Raw genomic sequence first — 15,921 nt, 5'->3', positions numbered from 1 at the left:
TTTGATGCCGATCGACCTCAACGCGGATCTGGCGGAAGGCTTCGGCCCCTGGCGAATGGGCGACGACGAGGCGCTTCTGGATGTGGTGTCGTCGGCCAACGTCGCCTGCGGCTTCCATGCGGGCGACCCGCTCATCATGGAGCAGACCGTCCGGGCCGCCGCCGCGCGCGGCGTCGACATCGGCGCCCATGTCGGGTTTCCCGACCGGCAGGGCTTTGGCCGCCGGCCCATGCAGATCGACCCGGCCGAGCTCGCCGCCATGGTGGTTTACCAACTCGGCGCGCTGGCCGGCGTCGCGCGCGCCAACGGCGCCCGCATGACCCACATGAGCTTCCATGGCGCCCTGGGGAACATGGCGGCGGCCGACGAGGCGCTGGCCCGCCCGCTCGTGGAAGCCGTCGCGCGGTTCGACCCGGCGCTGATCGTCGTGTCGTCCACGAGCCGCGCCATCGAGGGCGCCGCCGCATCCTGCGGGCTGCGGGTGGCGGTGACCTTCCTGGCCGATCGTGCCTATGACGCGCAGGGGCTGCTCGTGCCGCGGCGGTTGCCGAATTCGGTGATCCACGACCGGGACGCCGTGCTGGCGCGCGTGCGCCGGCTGCTCCGCGACGGCGTGGTGGAAACCTACGACGGAACCGTGATCGCCTCGCCGGCGCAGAGCATCCTGCTGCATGGCGACACGGCAGGCGCGGTGGCGCTGGCGCGCGAGATCCGCGCCGAGATCGAGACGGGCGGCGGCAGCATCCGGCCCGTCTCTGCCCTGATGGCCGAAGAGACCGGGGCATAAGGGCCGCTTATCGCTCCACAGACAAACGGTCTTGGCGTCGCCGGACGGCTTGCCGTTAACGTTCACGCAACACAGGCAGGACCGCCATGCCCTTCTCCGATTACAAGACGGCGCTCGTCACAGGAGCCTCTTCCGGGATCGGCGCCGCCGTGGTCGAGCGCATCCGTGCGGAAGGCCTCGAGGTGCACGCCCTCGCACGCAGCGGCGACGCGTTGCGCAAGCTCGCGGACGCCTGCGGCTGCATCCCGCATGTGCTGGACGTGTCCGACCGGGCCGGCCTCGTCGCGCTGACCGACAAGGTTCAGTTCGACATCCTGGTGAACAACGCGGGCGTGGACCGGCCCAAGAAGTTCCTGGACGCCGACCCCGAGGACATCGACCTCCTCGTCGACGTCAATCTGCGCGCCGTGCTGCACCTCACCCGGCTGGTCGTCCCCGGCATGGTGGCGCGCGACCGCGGGCACGTGGTCAATATCTCGTCCATCGCGGGCGCTTATAACTTCGGCGGCAATTCCACCTATCACGCCACCAAGGCGGCGGTGAGCATGCTCTCCCGCCAGCTGCGGATCGACGCCTTCGGGAGCCGCGTCCGGGTCACCGAGATCTGCCCCGGCCGCGTCGCCACCGACATCTTCGCCCATGTGCATGGCGACAGCCCCGAGATCCGCGAGCGCTTCATCGAGGGCTACGAGCTCCCGGAGGCCAAGGACATCGCGGACGCCATCGCGTTCGCGATCGCCGCGCCCCGCGCGGTGAATATCGGCCACATGGAGATCACGCCCACCTTGCAGGTCCCGGGCGGCCTCTCCACCGCCAAGCCGGCCAAGGCGGGCTGACGCGCCATGAAGGGGTTCGATCCACTCGCGATCCTGCTGAACCCCGACTACGGCCGCTTGCTGCTCCACGGGCTGGAGATGACCTTCGTCATCGCCATCGGCTCCTGGTGCCTGGCGATGTCGCTGGCGCTTGTCCTGCTGGCGATCCGGCTCGCGCCTTCGCGCATCCTGGAAGGCGTCGCCATCGCGTATGTCTCCTACCACCGCAACGTGCCCACGCTGGTGCAGCTGATCCTTTGGTATTTCGGGGTTTCGAGCCTGCTGCCGGACCAGGCGCAGTACTGGCTGAACGACCACAACGCCGAGTCGATCTTCGCCATCATCGGGCTCGGCCTCTGCCAGGCCGCGTATTTCAGCGAGGACCTGCGCTCCGGGCTGCGCGCCGTGTCGCCAGGCCAGGAGGAGGCCGCCCGCGCGCTGGGCCATGGCCGCATCGGGGCGCTGCGCTACGTGCTGATGCCGCAGGCGGTGCGCAACGCGTTGCCGGCGCTCGTCAATCACAGCGTCTCGCTGTTCAAGAACAGCAGCCTCGCGATGGCGATCGGCGTCGCCGAACTCACCCATGCGGTGAAGGAGGTCGAGAACATCAGCTTCCGGACCTTTGAGGTCTACCTGATCGCGACCGTCGCCTATCTGGTCTGCTCGCTCATGATCATGGCGGCCGGCGAATTGCTGATGCGCCGCGCCGCGCTCGCCGGGGGGCGGTGAGCCATGATCACCGACATCGTCACCATCGTCCGCGACAACTGGCTGCTGCTGCTGATCGGCCAATATCCCAACGGGCCGCTCGGCGGCTTCGCGGCCACGCTGATCCTGTCCGCGCTCAGCATCGCGCTGGCGTTTCCGGTCAGCATCCTGCTGGCGCTCGCCCGCCTGTCGAGATCGCCGCTGTTGTACTGGCCGGCCACCGCGGTCGTCTTCATCGCGCGCGGCGTGCCGCTGCTGATGCTGATCCTTTGGACCTATTTCATGGTCCCGATCATCACCGGCTACAACGTGCCGGGCTTCGCCACCATGCTGGTCACGCTGGTGATCTATGAGGGCGCCTTCCTGAGCGAGGTCGTGCGCGGCGGCATCGTGGCGCTCGGCCGTGGCCAGATGGAGGCCGCCAAGGCGCTGGGCCATGGCGGCGCCAGCGCCATGCTGTACATCATCCTGCCGCAGGCGCTGTTCAACGTCCTGCCCAGCATTCTCAGCCAGTTCGTCTCGGCCATCAAGGAAACGACGCTCGGCTACGTCATCAACGTGCCGGAGCTGACCTTCGCGGCGAACCAGATCAACAACCAGCTTTTGACCAAGCCCTTCCAGGTCTTCTTCATCCTGGCGCTGATCTACTACGCCGTGTGCTGGAGCCTGACCCGCGCCGCGATCCTGCTGGAGCGCCGCATCGTAGCCAAGCGCTCCGGCCTGCCGGCCACGCCCCTCGCCCTCAACGCAGCCGCCGCCACGGTGGAGCCATGACCCAAATCCAACCCGCGCCCGATGGCGCACCCATGATCGCGTTCTCCGACGTGCAAAAGAGCTACGGGGCCGTCCCGGCGCTGATCGACATCAACGCCGACGTCGCCCGTGGCGAGGTGGTGGTGGTGTGCGGCCCGTCGGGCTCCGGCAAGTCGACGCTGATCCGCACGGTGAACCGGCTGGAGGAGATCCAGTCCGGGTCCATCCGGTTCGACGGCCAGGAGGTGCACGGGCGCTTGCGCGGCAAGGAGCTGAACCGCCTGCGCAGCCGCATCGGCTTCGTGTTCCAGAGCTTCAACCTGTTCCCGCACCTCTCGGCGCTCGACAACGTCATGCTGTCGCCGATCAAGATCAACGCCGTGCCGCGCGAGGCGGCGCGCGAAACGGCCCTGCGCCTTCTTGACCGGGTCGGCCTCGCCAACAAGGTCGAGTCCTTTCCGGCGCAGCTCTCCGGTGGACAGCAGCAGCGCGTCGCCATCGCTCGCGCGCTCGCGATGGAGCCGCCCGCGATGCTGTTCGACGAGCCGACCAGCGCGCTCGACCCCGAGATGGTCGGCGAGGTGCTGGCCGTCATGCGCGGCCTCGCGTCGGAGGGCATGACGATGATGTGCGTCACCCACGAGATGGGCTTCGCCCGGGAAGTCGCCGACCGCGTCTGGTTCATGGACGCGGGCCGGATCCTCGAGACCGCCACGCCCGACGCGTTCTTCCGCAATCCGCAGCACGAGCGCGCCAAGCGCTTCCTGTCGGACCTGCGGCACTAGCCACGTTCATCACCGGAGGGGATACCATGTCGAACGTTTCACCCAAGCTGGCCCTGTGGGCCGCCGCCGCGGTTCTGTCGCTCGCGACGCCGGCCAGCGCCGGCCAACTCGCCGACATCATGGCCCGCAAGGAGCTGCGCTGCGGCACCTTCGCGGACGTGCCGCCCTTCGCCGCGCCCGACACCAAGACGCGCGAGATGGCCGGCCACGACGTCGACCTCTGCACCGCCATCGCCAAGGACTGGGGCGTCGAGGCCAAGATCACGCCGCTCTCCGTCGAGGCGCGCGTCCCCGAGGTGAAGCTCGGCCGCGTCGACCTTACCATCGCCAACCTGGCGTACACGCTCAGCCGCGCCGAGCAGATCCAGTTCAGCGACCCCTACTATCTCGCCAAGGAGATGCTCGCCGTGAAGGCCAGCGATCCGGGCACGACCAAGGCCGACTTCAAGGGCAAGCGCCTCGCGTCCACCAAGGGCTCGACCTCCGAGATGTCGATCAAGATGAACGGCTCCGATCCGCTGACCTTCCAGGACACGGGCTCGGCCTTCATGGCCGTGCAGCAGAACAAGGCGCTCGGCATGGTGGCCAACACCATGACGATCACCAAGCTGGTCAACGAGTCCAAGACCAAGGGCGTCGAGCTCAAGATGATCCAGGAGCCGATGGTGTTCCAGCCGATCGGCATCGGCATGAAGAAGGACGAGCCCGCGCTGCTGGCCAAGGTCAACGCCACCCTGAAGAAGCTGGACGACTCCGGCTTCCTCAACGCCAACTGGAACAAGTGGCTCGGCCCGGACACCGAGTTCAAGATGACCCGCACCGACAAGGTCGTGCCGCTCAGCGAACTGAAGTTCGAGCCGATCCCCTGACGGTCGCCTGAGCGACTGGGCGAAGAGCGGCGGCCATGGGCCGCTCTTCGCCCGCGCCCATCCTGTCTCGGCCCTTTCGCAGCGTGCAATTCCGGCGGGCTGGTCTAATCTGACCTGACCTTCCTCCCTGCCGCCGAGAGTTCATATGACGCAGACCGACCGGAACTTCTCGGGGTCGATCGCCGAGGTCTATGACAGCCTGATGGTCCCGCTGATCTTCGAGCCTTACGCCGAGGATCTGGCCGGAAGGGTCGCGGCCCTGTCGCCCGGCGCCGTGCTGGAAACCGCGGCCGGCAGCGGGGCGGTGACCCGCGTGCTGGCGCCGAAGCTCGGGCCCGACGCGCGCTATGTGGTGACGGACCTGAACAAGCCGATGCTGGACCGCGCGCAGCGCCGGCAGGAGGGGGATGGCCGCCTGACATGGCGGGAGGCCAACGCCTTGAGCCTGCCTTTCGAGGACGCCTCGTTCGACGTCGTCCTGTGCCAGTTCGGCGCCATGTTCTTCGGCGATCGGGTCGCGGGCTATCGCGAGGCGCGCAGGCTTTTGAAGCCGGGCGGCCGCTTCCTCTTCAATGTGTGGGACCGCATCGAGGAGAACGACTTCGCCCTGGTGGTCCAGGACGCCCTGGGGAAGCTCTATCCGGATGACCCGCCTCGGTTCATGTCCCGCACGCCGCACGGCTATCACGACGTGGAGCTTATCCGCCGCGACGTCCAGGACGCCGGCTTCTCCGCCATCGAGATCACGACGCTGGCGAAGGTGGGCCGCGCGGACGCGCCCCTCACGGTCGCCACCGCGTTTTGCCAGGGCACGCCGCTGCGCGGCGAGATCGAGGCGCGAGACCCGCAGGGGCTCGACCGGGCGACCCGGGCCGCCGCCGCGGCGCTGGAGCAGCGCTTCGGGAGCGGCCCGCTGTCAGGCCCCTTGAAGGCCCATGTTGTCGAGGCGGTCGCCTGATCCGGAAGGCGGCCAGCGGGCGGAGGCGCGGTTGCGGACTCATTGTATCCATCCTTCGGATACACATCCGAAAGCTGGTTGTTGATGGACTGGGCGCGATCTATGCTCCTGAGATAAGCGAACGCTGACACAAAGCGCCGCATCAGGGAGGATCAGATGAGCCGCACAACTCGTGCCTGGCTGTTGGCGGCATGCGCCATCGGGCCAAGTCTTCTCGGTCTCACATCCGTGGCCTATTCTCAGGGTATCCCTCAGAATATTCCTCGAAACGAGACGCTGATCCTCGAAAATCCTGAGGGGACGATCAAGAACGCCGGCTGGTTCAACATTTGGGCCATCAATGCCGGCAGCCAGTCGAACGGGCTGCAGCAAGCCGCGCTCGACACGCTCTGGTATATCGACCCGGAAAGCGGGATCGATGGCGTGTGGGACAACTCGCTCGCGTCCGAGAAGCCGAAATACAACGCTGACTTCACCGAGATGACCGTGAAGCTGCGCAAGGGCATCTTCTGGAGCGACGGGGTAGAGTTCTCGGCCGCCGACGTTGTCGGCACCGTCGAGACCCAGATCAAGAACCCCAACATGCGCTTCAGCGCCGTGCTGGCCAACAACGTCGCGAGCATGGAGACGCCGGACGACAGCACCGTCATCTTCAAGCTGAAGAAGCCGAATTCCCGCTTCCACACCAACTTCACGGTGAGGTGGGCCGGCATCTGGATCATGCCGAAGCATGTCTTCGACAAGGTCGCTGACCCGCTGAAATTCGACTTCAACAAGCCGGTGTCGCTGGGCGCCTATACGCTCAACAGCTTCGACCCGGACGGCAAGTGGTACATCTGGCAGCTGCGCGACGACTGGCAGCGCACCTCGCTCGGCCGCTTCGGCAAGCCCGGGCCGAAATACCTCGCCTATGTGGACCCGGGCCCGCCGGACAAGCGCGTGATCGCGCAGCTCAACCATGAGCTCGACGTGATCCACGACATCGCCCCCGAGGGCATGTTCACGCTCGCCAAGCAGAGCAAGACCACCACGGCCTGGTTCAAGGGCTTCCCGTATGGCCACCCGGACCCGACCCTGCCGGCGCTGGTGTTCAACACGCAGAACGAGAACTTCAAGAACAAGGACGTGCGCTGGGCGCTGGCGCTGCTGATTGACATCAAGGCCGTCGCGATGGCGGCGTATCGCGGCGCGGCGACGATCTCGGCCATCGGCGTGCCGCCGACCGGCAAGCACCCGGAGGCCTATCACCAGCCCATGGAGGCCTGGCTGAAGGATTTCGAGGTCGACACCGGCAAGCAGAAGATCAAGCCCTACGACCCCACCGTCGGCAAGCAGATCGCCGACATGCTGCGGCCCTCGCTCGGTGAGCAGATCCCGCAGGATCCCAAGGAGATCGCCAAGGCGTTCGGCATGGGCTGGTGGAAGACCAACCCGCAGGCGGCGCAAGAGCTCCTGGAGAAGGCCGGCTACAAGAAGGTCGGCGGCCAATGGCAGACGCCCGAGGGCAAGCCGTTCACGATCCGCGTCATGGTGGAGGGCGACCTTCGCCCGGTGATGACCCGCGCCGGCAGCATGATCGCGCAGCAATGGAAGCAGGCCGGCATCGACGCCAAGATCGACGTCGCGCAGGGCACGCTGCTGACGCGGCGCGGCGCCGGCGACTTCGACACTTTCATCGGCTGGAGCGTGGAGACGTGGGGCGGCCACCAGGACCTGTCCTACTTCATGGACAGCTGGCACTCCCAGTTCGTCGCCGAGCCGGGCAAGCCCCAGCCGCTGCGCAACTGGCAGCGCTGGTCGAGCCCGGAGCTCGACAAGATCATCGAGCAGACGCGTACGATCGACTTCGACGACCCGAAGGCGATCGAACTCGGCAAGGACTACGTGAAGCTCGTGGCCCGCGAGATGCCGACCATCCCGCTGATGGCCTACAACGTGTTCACCGCGATGGACCAGACCTACTGGACGGGCTTCCCGACGGCCGAGAACCCCTACGCCAACCCGGTCACGAACTGGGGCAACTCGCGCTACATGCTCGTGAAGCTGAAGCCTACCGGCAAGTAAGGCGCGGGCGCGCCTCGACATCGTCCGGAGACGGGCGGCGGAAAGGGTCCGCCGCCCGACAGCCCCCCGCATCCCGGAAGGCCCATGAGCGGTTACCTCGCCTACCTGGCCAAGCGGCTCGGGCAATTCGTGCTGGTCGTCTTCATCGGCGTGAACATCGCCTATGTGGTCACCCACGCCACGCCCATCGACCCGGTCGAGCAATCGATCTCGGCGGTGACCTCCTTCGGCAACACCGCGCCGGAGGCCATCGAGCAGATGCGCCAGTCGCTGAAGGAGCTCTATGGCGTCGGCGGCTCCTGGCGCGAGCAGTACCTCACGTTCTGGTCGCGCATCCTGCGAGCCGATTTCGGGCCGTCGATGTCGGCGTTTCCGACGCCGGTGTCGGCCCTGATCGGGCGGGCCCTGCCGTGGACGGTGGGGCTGCTGTTCGTCTCGACCCTGGTGACCTGGGCGCTCGGCAACCTGCTCGGCGGCCTCGCCGGCTACTACCAGCGCAGCCGCTCGTTCAAGCTGATGGGCGTGGTCGCGATGGGGCTGCATCCGATCCCCTATTACATCGTCGCGCTGATGCTCCTGGTGGTGTTCGGCTTCCTGTGGCCGGTTCTGCCGATCACGGGCGGCTCGGCCATGAACCTGCCGCAGGGCTGGACGCTGGCCTTCATCGGCAGCGTGCTGAAGCACTCCATCCTGCCGGCCCTGTCGCTGATCCTGATTGGGGTGGGCAGCTGGTTCCTCGGCATGCGGTCGCTGGTGTCCAACATCGTCACCGAGGACTACGTGCAGTTCGCCGAGCTCGGCGGCGTCAACCGCGGGCGGATCCTGGGCTCCTATGTCATGCGCAACGCGCTGGGGCCGCAGGTGACCGGGCTGGCGATGTCGCTCGGCGGCATCTTCAACGGCGCCATCATCACCGAGAAAGTGTTTGGCTATCCGGGCGTCGGCACGCTGCTGGTGGACGCCGTCTACGCCGGCGACTACGGGCTCGTGCTGGGCGTCACCACGATCTCGATCCTGGGCGTCTCGGCCGGCGTGCTGGCGATCGACCTCCTCTACCCGCTTCTCGACCCACGCGTGCAGGTGGCCTGATGCTGGCGATCCTGCGCGACCTCCTGAAATACAATCTCGAATTCCGGATCGGGATCATCCTGGTCGGGATCGTGGTCGGGCTCTCGGTCCTGTCCGTGTTCTCGCCCTATCCGCCCGGCGACGTCTATGTCGTGCCGCCGGACGTTCCGCCCTCGACCGCCTACTGGTTCGGCACCACCTCGCGCGGGCAGGACGTGTTCTGGCAGGTCTGCGTCGCCATCCGCAACACGCTGCTGTTCGGGCTCACGGTGGCGCTGATCAGCCGGGTGCTGTCGCTCGTGATCGGGCTCTTGAGCGGCTACAAGGGCGGCTGGGTGGACCGCGCGCTGATGGCCGTGAACGACACCTTCATTGTCATCCCGCTCTTTCCCATCCTGGTGCTGTTCTACTTCGTCATGCGCGACAGCATGACGTGGCTGATGCTGGCCATGATCATGGCGACGCTGGGCTGGGCCTATGACGCGCGCCTGATTCGCGCCGTCGCGATGAGCCTGAAGACGCGGGAGTTCAGCCAGACGGCCGTGTTCTCAGGGATGAGCACCCGCGAGATCCTGGTGCGCGAGCACCTGCCCTACGTCATGCCCATCGTGTTCTCGACCACGATGAACAACATGAACTGGTCGATCGGCCTGGAGGTGACGCTCTCGGTGCTGGGCTTCACGGACATCAACACCCCCACCATCGGCGGCATGATCTACTGGGCCAACCAGCACACCGCCATCGTGGCCGGGATCTGGTGGTGGATCGCCTTCCCGATCGCGGTCGTCATCATGGCCTTCGTAGGCCTTTTCCTCCTGGCCGTGTCGATGAACGAGTACATCGACCCGCGCAGCCGGCTGAGCCGCATGGGCGGAGGCGCGCGATGAGCGGCCCCGTGGCGCTCCACGCCCCGACCTCGCCCGTTGCCGGCCCCGCGGCCGACCGCGATCCCGTGCTGCGGGTGGACGACATCCAGGCGCATTTCCGGACGCAGCATTTTGGCGTCAGCCGCGAGGTGCGCGCCGTGGACGGCGTGACCTTCGACGTGCGCCGCAACGAGATCTACGGGCTGGCCGGCGAATCCAGCTCGGGCAAGACCACGCTGATCAAGACTATCGCGGGCGCGATCAAGCCGCCCTTGCAGGTGGTGGGCGGCAGCGTCCATTTCAGCTTCATGCCGGGCTATCCGGGCCTCCATGCCGCGCCGGCGGCCGAGGTGGAGCGGGTGCGCTGGCGCCACCTCTCTTACGTGATGCAAGGCTCCATGAACGTGCTGAACCCGATGCGCCGGGTGATCAGCACCTTCCAGGATTTCGCCTGGCGGCACCTTGGCGGCTCACGCAAGCAGTTCGAGGAGCGCGTCGTCGCTCATCTGGCGCGTGTGCGGCTCGATCCGGCCGTGCTGCGGGCCTATCCGCACGAGCTCTCGGGCGGCATGCGCCAGCGCGTCACGATCGCGCTGGCGACCATCTGCAAGCCGGACTTCATCATCGCGGACGAGCCGACCACGGCGCTGGACGTGATCGTCCAGAAGGACGTGCTCGGCATGATCCGATCCATCCAGCAGGAGATGGGCTCCTCGGTGCTGTTCGTCACGCACGACATGGGCGTGCACGCGCATCTCACCGACCGGCTCGGCATCATGTATGGTGGGCGGCTGGTGGAAGAGGCGCCGACGCCGGAGATCTTCTCCCGGCCGCTGCATCCCTACACGGTGTACCTCATCGGCAGCCTGCCGCGCATCGGCGACGACACGCCACGCAAGAGCCTGGAGGGCAGCCCGCCCAACCTCGCCGATCCGCCGACCGGCTGCCGCTTCCATCCGCGTTGCCCGCTCGCCATGGAGGTCTGCGCCCGGCAGGTCCCGCCCATGGTGGAGAGCCTGCCCGGCCACCGGGTGGCCTGCCACGCCGTGAACCCGGGAGCCGCCGCATGAGCGAGCCCCTGCTGCGGCTGGACCACGTGTCCAAGACCTTCGCGCGCGGCGGTTTCTTTCGCCGCCGCCGGATCGAGGCCGTGAAGGACCTGTCCTTCACGATCGACGCCAGCAAGGCCGAGATCTTCACGATCATCGGCGAGTCCGGCAGCGGCAAGTCCACCACGGCCCGCATGATCCTCGGCATCGAGCGCCCGACCGGCGGCAGCCTGCAGTTCGACGGCCTCGACGTCGGCGCGCTGCACGGCAAGGCGGATCGGATGCGCTTCATGCACGCCGTGCAGCCGATCTTCCAGAACCCGTTCGAGGCCTTTAACCCGCTGAAGCAGCTCGACCGCTACCTGTTTCTCACCGCCCGCCGGTTTGGGGCGGCGCGCGACGACGCGGAGGCCGAGCGGCTCGCCGACGAGGCGCTGCGCAAGGTCGGGCTGTCGCTCACGGAGGCCAAGGGCCGCTTCCCGCACGAGCTTTCGGGCGGGCAATTGCAGCGCGTCGCCATCGCGCGGGCGCTTCTCTCCAACCCCAAGCTGATCGTGGCCGACGAGCCGGTGTCGATGGTGGACGCCTCGCTGCGCATGGCCATCGTCAACCTGTTCAAGGCGCTGCGCGACGAGCTCGGCATCTCGATCATCTACATCACGCATGACCTCGCGACCGCGTACTCGATCAGCGACCGCATCATCATCATGCAGAAGGGCGAAGTCGTGGAGGCGGGCGACGCCCGCGCCGTGCTGGCCGCCCCTCAGCATCCCTATTCACGCCAGTTGCGCGAGGCGGTGCTGACGCCCGACTCGCCGCGGGCTCTCGCTTCCTGAAACTCAGAACCCCTTCTCGGGAGACCACGATGAGAAAAGCCACCGTCCTCATGGATCGCGACTTCGCGATCGGGCAGACCGACCCGCGCCTGTTCGGCGCCTTCGTCGAGCATCTCGGGCGCTGCGTGTATGGCGGCATCTACGAGCCCGGCCATGCGACTGCCGACGAGAAAGGCTTTCGCCGCGACGTGCTGGATCTCGTACGCGAGCTCGGACCGACCATCATGCGCTACCCCGGCGGCAACTTCGTTTCGGGCTACAACTGGGAAGATGGCGTGGGCCCGGTGGACCAGCGCCCGACGCGGCTCGATCTCGCGTGGTTTACGACGGAGCCGAACACCTTCGGGACCAACGAGTTCATGGACTGGTGCAAGGCCGCCGAGGTCGAGCCCATGATGGCCGTGAACCTCGGCACGCGCGGCGGCGACGCGGCCCGCAATCTGGTCGAGTACTGCAATCACCCGGGCGGCACCTACTGGTCCGACCTGCGCAAGCAGCACGGCTGGGAGCAGCCGCACGCGGTGAAATTCTGGTGCCTGGGCAATGAAATGGATGGCCCCTGGCAAATGGAATACAAGACCGCCACGCAATACGGCATGGTCGCCAAGGAAGCGGCCAAGATGATGCGCTGGATCGACCCGACCATCGAGCTCGCCGCCTGCGGCTCCTCGGCGCGCAACATGCCGACCTATGGGCGCTGGGAAGACGAGGTGCTCGAGCACACCTTCGACCACGCCGAATTCATTTCGCTGCACACCTATCTCAACAACTACAAGGAGGACACGGCCTCCTTCCTGGCCTCGCCGGACCTGATGGACAACTTCATCGACGAGGTCGTGGCCATCGCGGACGGCGTCGCGGCGCGCCGGCGCTCCACCAAGCGCATGATGCTGAGCTTCGACGAGTGGAACGTGTGGTACCGGACCCGCCGCAAGCGCCAGGATCGCGTCAAGGAAGGCTGGCCGGTGGCGCCGCCGATCCTGGAGGAGATCTACACGATGGAGGACGCGCTGGCTTTCGGCGGCGCCTGCATCTCGCTCCTCAACCACGCCGATCGCGTGAAGTCGGCCTGCCTGGCGCAGCTCGTGAACGTGATCGCGCCGATCATGACCGAGACCGGCGGCCCGGCCTGGCGCCAGACCATCTTCCACCCCTTCGCGCAGATGTCGAAGTTCGGCCGCGGCAAGGTGCTGCGCGCGCAGGTGGAGAGCGAAAGCTACGATTCCGAATACTACGACCCGCGCGGATCGCAGGAAGTGTCCTACCCGGTCACCAATGTGGATTATCTCAAGCTGTCGGCCGTCGCCGACGAGAAGGGCGGGCTGTCGCTCTTCCTGCTCAACCGCGACATCACGCAGGACATGGACGTCAGCATCGATGCGCGCGGCTTCGGCCGGCTGGTCGTCGACCAGGCCTTGGAGCTGCGGCACGACGATCTCGGCGCCATCAACGACAAGAACGCGCCCGAGCGCGTCACGCCGGCGGCGCTGCATGGCGTGGTGGTGGATGGCGGGCGCATCCGCGCGACGCTGAAACCCGCCTCCTGGAACGTCATTCACCTGAAGGCGAACTGAAGCGCCGGGGGCCGCGGGCCGGTCCGGCTGGGGATCGAACGATGCTGGACCGCAAGGGCGCAAAGACCGCGACGGGCTCAAAGGAGCCCGCCGCCAAAGCCGACAGGGCCCGCGACGACGCGCGGGAGGCCGCCGGGCGCAGCTTCCTGGTGGTGAACCCGGAGCGCCAGTTCGACGTCATTCGCGGACTGGCGTCGCCGGTCCGGGTGCGCATTCTCAGGCTGCTGCGCCGCAGCGGGGCGCTGAACGTCAACCAGATCGCCGAAAAGCTCGGGCTGCCCCAGTCCACCATCGCGACCAACATCCAGATCCTCGAAGAGTCCGAGCTGATCCTCACCGACATGGCCAAGGCCGCGAAGGGGCAGCAGAAGATCTGCTCGGCGCGCTTCGACGAAATCGTCGTGCGGCTCGACGCCGACGACCCCAGCCGGGACAAGAACGTCATCGAGGTGGAGATGCCGCTCGGCCTCTACACCAGCTACGACGTCTCCGCGCCCTGCGGCATGTGCTCGACGCAGAGCATCATGGGCGTACTGGACGTGCCGGACCTGTTCCTCGACCCGTGCCGCGTGCAGGCGGCGCTGATCTGGTTCGGCCGGGGCTTCGTCGAATACAAGTTCCCCAACAACGCCAAGGTGCTGAAGGCAGATCTCGCCGAAATCGAGTTCCAGATGGAGCTGTCGTCCGAGGTGCCTGGCACCAACACCAACTGGCCCTCCGACATCAGCCTGTGGGTGAACGGCGTGAAGGCCGGCACCTGGACCTGCCCGGGCGACTATGGCGACCGCCGCGGCGCGCTCACTCCGCGCTGGTGGAAGCTGGAAGGCTCGCAATATGGCGTGCTGACCCGCTGGCGCATCACGCCGTCAGGCTCCTTCATGAACGACCAGAAGCTCTCGGACGTGTCGCTGGCGGACCTGTCGCTCTCCGACCACCACTCGATCCGGCTGCGCGTCGGCATCGAGCCGAGCGCGTCGCATCCGGGCGGCGTCAACATCTTCGGGCGCGGCTTCGGCAACCACAACCAGGACATCCTGATGCGCCTGCACCTGCGGCCGCGCGAGGCGCGCTAGACCTTGCGGCCCCACGCGCCGGACCCCACCCCGCTCAGGCTGGCCTGGGCGTCGAGCTCGGTGCGTCGGACTGGCGTGCCGACCGCCGCCGTCACCGTGTCGGCCCAATCGCGCAGATAGGCTTCGCGCTCGGCTTGAGAGACGCGCGGCGCCGCGTAGGACACGAAGGGCGGAAGGACTTGGTATCCCATATACTGGAGCAGCAGCCGCTCCACCGGATAGAGCACCTGGCCGATGTCGCCATAGACGCCCTCGGGCGAGAAGCGTTCGGGCGTGCCGCCGGTCGTGACCGAGAACAGGGCCCGCCGCCCCTTGAACAACCCCGTATCGAAGCGTCGCCCGTCCACATAGGCGAACCCATAGGCGAGCACGCGCTCGAACCAGCCTTTCAGGATCGCGGGCGGCGCTCCCCACCAGAGCGGGAATTGCAGGATGAGCACGTCGGCGGCGCGGACGCGCTCCTGCTCGCGTTGGATGTCCGGCGCGAAGCCGCCCGTGCGGGCGGCGAGTTCCTGCTCCGCCTGATAGTGGAAGCGGTCCGGGTCGGCCACGGTGGTGAAGTCGCGCCGGCCGGCCACCGGGTCGAAGCGATCGGCGTAGAGGTCGGAGACCTCGGCCTCGTGGCCGGCGGCCCGGATCGCCGCCACGGCGGCGTCGCGGAGCGCGGCGTTGAAGGAGGTCGGCTCGGGATGGGCGTAGACGATGAGGGCGCGCATCAGAACGCGACCCGGTCGCCGCCCTTGAGCTGCAGGATCTCGCGGGCGTCGTCCGGCGAGGCGATCTCCAGCCCCAGGCCCTCGATGATCTGGCGCGCGCGCGTCACCTGCTCGGCGTTGGACTGCGCCAGCCGGCCGGGTCCGATCCAGATGGAGTCCTCCAGTCCGACGCGGACATTGCCGCCCATGGCGGCCGCCTGCGCCGCGATGGCGAACTGGTTGCGTCCAGCGCCCAGCACCGACCAGCGATAGGCGTCGCCGAACAGCCGGTCGGCGGTCCGGCGCATATGCATGACGTCCTCGGGATGCGTGCCGATGCCGCCCAGGATGCCGAACACGCTCTGGACGAAGAAGGGCGGCTTGACGAGGCCGCGGTCGACGAAATGAGCCAGCGTATAGAGGTGGCCGATGTCGTAGCACTCGATCTCGAAGCGGGTGCCGTTGTCCGCGCAGGTGCGCAGGATCATCTCGATGTCGGCGAAGGTGTTCTTGAAGATGCGCTCCTTCGAGCCCTCCAGATAAGGCCGCTCCCACTCGTGCCGGAACTCCTTGAAGCGGTCCAGCATCGGAAACAGGCCGAAATTCATCGATCCCATGTTGAGGGACGCGACTTCGGGCTTGAAGGTCGCCACCGGCCGCAGGCGTTCCTCGACCGACATGGTGGGCGCGCCGCCGGTGGTGATGTTCACCACCACGTTCGAGCGCTGCTTGATGACTTTCAGAAACGGGGCGAACCGCTCGGGAGACTGGTCCGGCCGGCCGTCCTGCGGATCGCGCGCATGCAGGTGAACGACTGCGGCGCCGGCCTGCGCCGCCCCGATCGCCGCCTCGGCGATCTCCTCGGCGGTGATGGGCAGGTGGGGCGACATCGACGGCGTGTGGATGGAGCCCGTCACCGCGCAGGTGATGACGACTTTGCGGGGCTGCGCCATGGTGAAACCTCGTGGATTGGGGGACCGCGTGCGCCCGCCGGACGGCCCGGCGCGGCGCCATTCTGCAT

At 67.3% G+C, this 15,921-nt stretch carries 16 protein-coding genes; 14 read left to right on the top strand and 2 right to left on the bottom strand.

Features of this window, described 5'->3' with window-relative positions:
• The first annotated feature begins 4 nt into the window (after positions 1 to 4).
• From ABEG18_RS20840 to ABEG18_RS20775, 14 genes are all read left to right on the top strand, one after another.
• On the top strand, positions 5 to 787 hold the full coding sequence (locus ABEG18_RS20840) for a LamB/YcsF family protein (protein ID WP_406854969.1): 783 nt from the start codon (positions 5 to 7) through the stop codon (positions 785 to 787).
• 86 nt (positions 788 to 873) lie between these two features.
• Positions 874 to 1,623: an SDR family oxidoreductase gene (locus ABEG18_RS20835; protein WP_406854968.1), complete on the top strand. Its 750-nt coding sequence runs from the start codon at positions 874 to 876 to the stop codon at positions 1,621 to 1,623.
• A gap of 6 nt (positions 1,624 to 1,629) precedes the next feature.
• Positions 1,630 to 2,331: an amino acid ABC transporter permease gene (locus ABEG18_RS20830; RefSeq protein ID WP_406854967.1), complete on the top strand. Its 702-nt coding sequence runs from the start codon at positions 1,630 to 1,632 to the stop codon at positions 2,329 to 2,331.
• A 3-nt stretch (positions 2,332 to 2,334) separates the two neighbouring features.
• On the top strand, positions 2,335 to 3,084 hold the full coding sequence (locus ABEG18_RS20825) for an amino acid ABC transporter permease (RefSeq protein WP_406854966.1): 750 nt from the start codon (positions 2,335 to 2,337) through the stop codon (positions 3,082 to 3,084).
• Between the two features lie 32 nt (positions 3,085 to 3,116).
• Positions 3,117 to 3,848, top strand: a complete 732-nt coding sequence (locus ABEG18_RS20820; RefSeq protein WP_406854965.1) for an amino acid ABC transporter ATP-binding protein — start codon at positions 3,117 to 3,119, stop codon at positions 3,846 to 3,848.
• A gap of 26 nt (positions 3,849 to 3,874) precedes the next feature.
• The gene (locus ABEG18_RS20815) at positions 3,875 to 4,717 is read left to right on the top strand and encodes an ABC transporter substrate-binding protein (protein ID WP_406854964.1); all 843 of its coding nucleotides are present in this window, start codon (positions 3,875 to 3,877) and stop codon (positions 4,715 to 4,717) included.
• 145 nt (positions 4,718 to 4,862) lie between these two features.
• Entirely contained in the window at positions 4,863 to 5,675 is an 813-nt protein-coding gene (locus tag ABEG18_RS20810; protein WP_406854963.1) for a class I SAM-dependent methyltransferase, read from the top strand.
• Positions 5,676 to 5,831: 156 nt separating this feature from the next.
• Complete coding sequence (locus ABEG18_RS20805) at positions 5,832 to 7,739, top strand: ABC transporter substrate-binding protein (protein WP_406854962.1); 1,908 nt, start codon at positions 5,832 to 5,834, stop codon at positions 7,737 to 7,739.
• An 84-nt stretch (positions 7,740 to 7,823) separates the two neighbouring features.
• A complete protein-coding gene (locus ABEG18_RS20800) occupies positions 7,824 to 8,828 on the top strand; it encodes an ABC transporter permease (protein ID WP_406854961.1) in 1,005 nt (334 codons plus the stop codon).
• Positions 8,828 to 9,694 carry an ABC transporter permease gene (locus ABEG18_RS20795; protein ID WP_406854960.1) on the top strand — a complete coding sequence of 289 codons (867 nt, stop codon included), beginning with the start codon at positions 8,828 to 8,830 and terminating at the stop codon, positions 9,692 to 9,694. Before ABEG18_RS20800 ends, ABEG18_RS20795 begins: the two co-directional genes overlap by 1 nt.
• Positions 9,691 to 10,743 carry an ABC transporter ATP-binding protein gene (locus ABEG18_RS20790; protein WP_406854959.1) on the top strand — a complete coding sequence of 351 codons (1,053 nt, stop codon included), beginning with the start codon at positions 9,691 to 9,693 and terminating at the stop codon, positions 10,741 to 10,743. The genes ABEG18_RS20795 and ABEG18_RS20790 overlap by 4 nt, the downstream gene beginning before the upstream one ends.
• A complete protein-coding gene (locus ABEG18_RS20785) occupies positions 10,740 to 11,558 on the top strand; it encodes an ABC transporter ATP-binding protein (protein ID WP_406854958.1) in 819 nt (272 codons plus the stop codon). The genes ABEG18_RS20790 and ABEG18_RS20785 overlap by 4 nt, the downstream gene beginning before the upstream one ends.
• Before the next feature lie 29 nt (positions 11,559 to 11,587).
• The gene (locus ABEG18_RS20780) at positions 11,588 to 13,132 is read left to right on the top strand and encodes an alpha-N-arabinofuranosidase (protein WP_406854957.1); all 1,545 of its coding nucleotides are present in this window, start codon (positions 11,588 to 11,590) and stop codon (positions 13,130 to 13,132) included.
• Positions 13,133 to 13,173: 41 nt separating this feature from the next.
• Positions 13,174 to 14,205: an ArsR/SmtB family transcription factor gene (locus ABEG18_RS20775; protein ID WP_406854956.1), complete on the top strand. Its 1,032-nt coding sequence runs from the start codon at positions 13,174 to 13,176 to the stop codon at positions 14,203 to 14,205.
• Here the strand turns inward: ABEG18_RS20775 and ABEG18_RS20770 are convergent.
• On the bottom strand, positions 14,202 to 14,921 hold the full coding sequence (locus tag ABEG18_RS20770) for an NAD(P)H-dependent oxidoreductase (protein WP_406854955.1): 720 nt from the start codon (positions 14,919 to 14,921) through the stop codon (positions 14,202 to 14,204). The genes ABEG18_RS20775 and ABEG18_RS20770 overlap by 4 nt on opposite strands.
• Complete coding sequence (locus ABEG18_RS20765) at positions 14,921 to 15,853, bottom strand: 3-keto-5-aminohexanoate cleavage protein (RefSeq protein ID WP_406854953.1); 933 nt, start codon at positions 15,851 to 15,853, stop codon at positions 14,921 to 14,923. Before ABEG18_RS20765 ends, ABEG18_RS20770 begins: the two co-directional genes overlap by 1 nt.
• Positions 15,854 to 15,921 lie beyond the last annotated feature (68 nt).

This window comes from Alsobacter sp. KACC 23698 (assembly GCF_045348435.1).
In the GTDB taxonomy this organism is placed as follows: domain Bacteria; phylum Pseudomonadota; class Alphaproteobacteria; order Rhizobiales; family Beijerinckiaceae; genus Alsobacter.
This window is presented reverse-complemented; position numbering and strand designations above follow the sequence as displayed.

Bases quoted from the DNA above. Each gene is read 5' to 3' on its own strand.
- ABEG18_RS20840 (WP_406854969.1), top strand. From the start codon at position 5: ATGCCGATCGACCTCAACGCGGATCTGGCGGAAGGCTTCGGCCCCTGG.
- ABEG18_RS20835 (WP_406854968.1), top strand. From the start codon at position 874: ATGCCCTTCTCCGATTACAAGACGGCGCTCGTCACAGGAGCCTCTTCC.
- ABEG18_RS20830 (WP_406854967.1), top strand. From the start codon at position 1,630: ATGAAGGGGTTCGATCCACTCGCGATCCTGCTGAACCCCGACTACGGC.
- ABEG18_RS20825 (WP_406854966.1), top strand. From the start codon at position 2,335: ATGATCACCGACATCGTCACCATCGTCCGCGACAACTGGCTGCTGCTG.
- ABEG18_RS20820 (WP_406854965.1), top strand. From the start codon at position 3,117: ATGATCGCGTTCTCCGACGTGCAAAAGAGCTACGGGGCCGTCCCGGCG.
- ABEG18_RS20815 (WP_406854964.1), top strand. From the start codon at position 3,875: ATGTCGAACGTTTCACCCAAGCTGGCCCTGTGGGCCGCCGCCGCGGTT.
- ABEG18_RS20810 (WP_406854963.1), top strand. From the start codon at position 4,863: ATGACGCAGACCGACCGGAACTTCTCGGGGTCGATCGCCGAGGTCTAT.
- ABEG18_RS20805 (WP_406854962.1), top strand. From the start codon at position 5,832: ATGAGCCGCACAACTCGTGCCTGGCTGTTGGCGGCATGCGCCATCGGG.
- ABEG18_RS20800 (WP_406854961.1), top strand. From the start codon at position 7,824: ATGAGCGGTTACCTCGCCTACCTGGCCAAGCGGCTCGGGCAATTCGTG.
- ABEG18_RS20795 (WP_406854960.1), top strand. From the start codon at position 8,828: ATGCTGGCGATCCTGCGCGACCTCCTGAAATACAATCTCGAATTCCGG.
- ABEG18_RS20790 (WP_406854959.1), top strand. From the start codon at position 9,691: ATGAGCGGCCCCGTGGCGCTCCACGCCCCGACCTCGCCCGTTGCCGGC.
- ABEG18_RS20785 (WP_406854958.1), top strand. From the start codon at position 10,740: ATGAGCGAGCCCCTGCTGCGGCTGGACCACGTGTCCAAGACCTTCGCG.
- ABEG18_RS20780 (WP_406854957.1), top strand. From the start codon at position 11,588: ATGAGAAAAGCCACCGTCCTCATGGATCGCGACTTCGCGATCGGGCAG.
- ABEG18_RS20775 (WP_406854956.1), top strand. From the start codon at position 13,174: ATGCTGGACCGCAAGGGCGCAAAGACCGCGACGGGCTCAAAGGAGCCC.
- ABEG18_RS20770 (WP_406854955.1), bottom strand. From the start codon at position 14,921: ATGCGCGCCCTCATCGTCTACGCCCATCCCGAGCCGACCTCCTTCAAC.
- ABEG18_RS20765 (WP_406854953.1), bottom strand. From the start codon at position 15,853: ATGGCGCAGCCCCGCAAAGTCGTCATCACCTGCGCGGTGACGGGCTCC.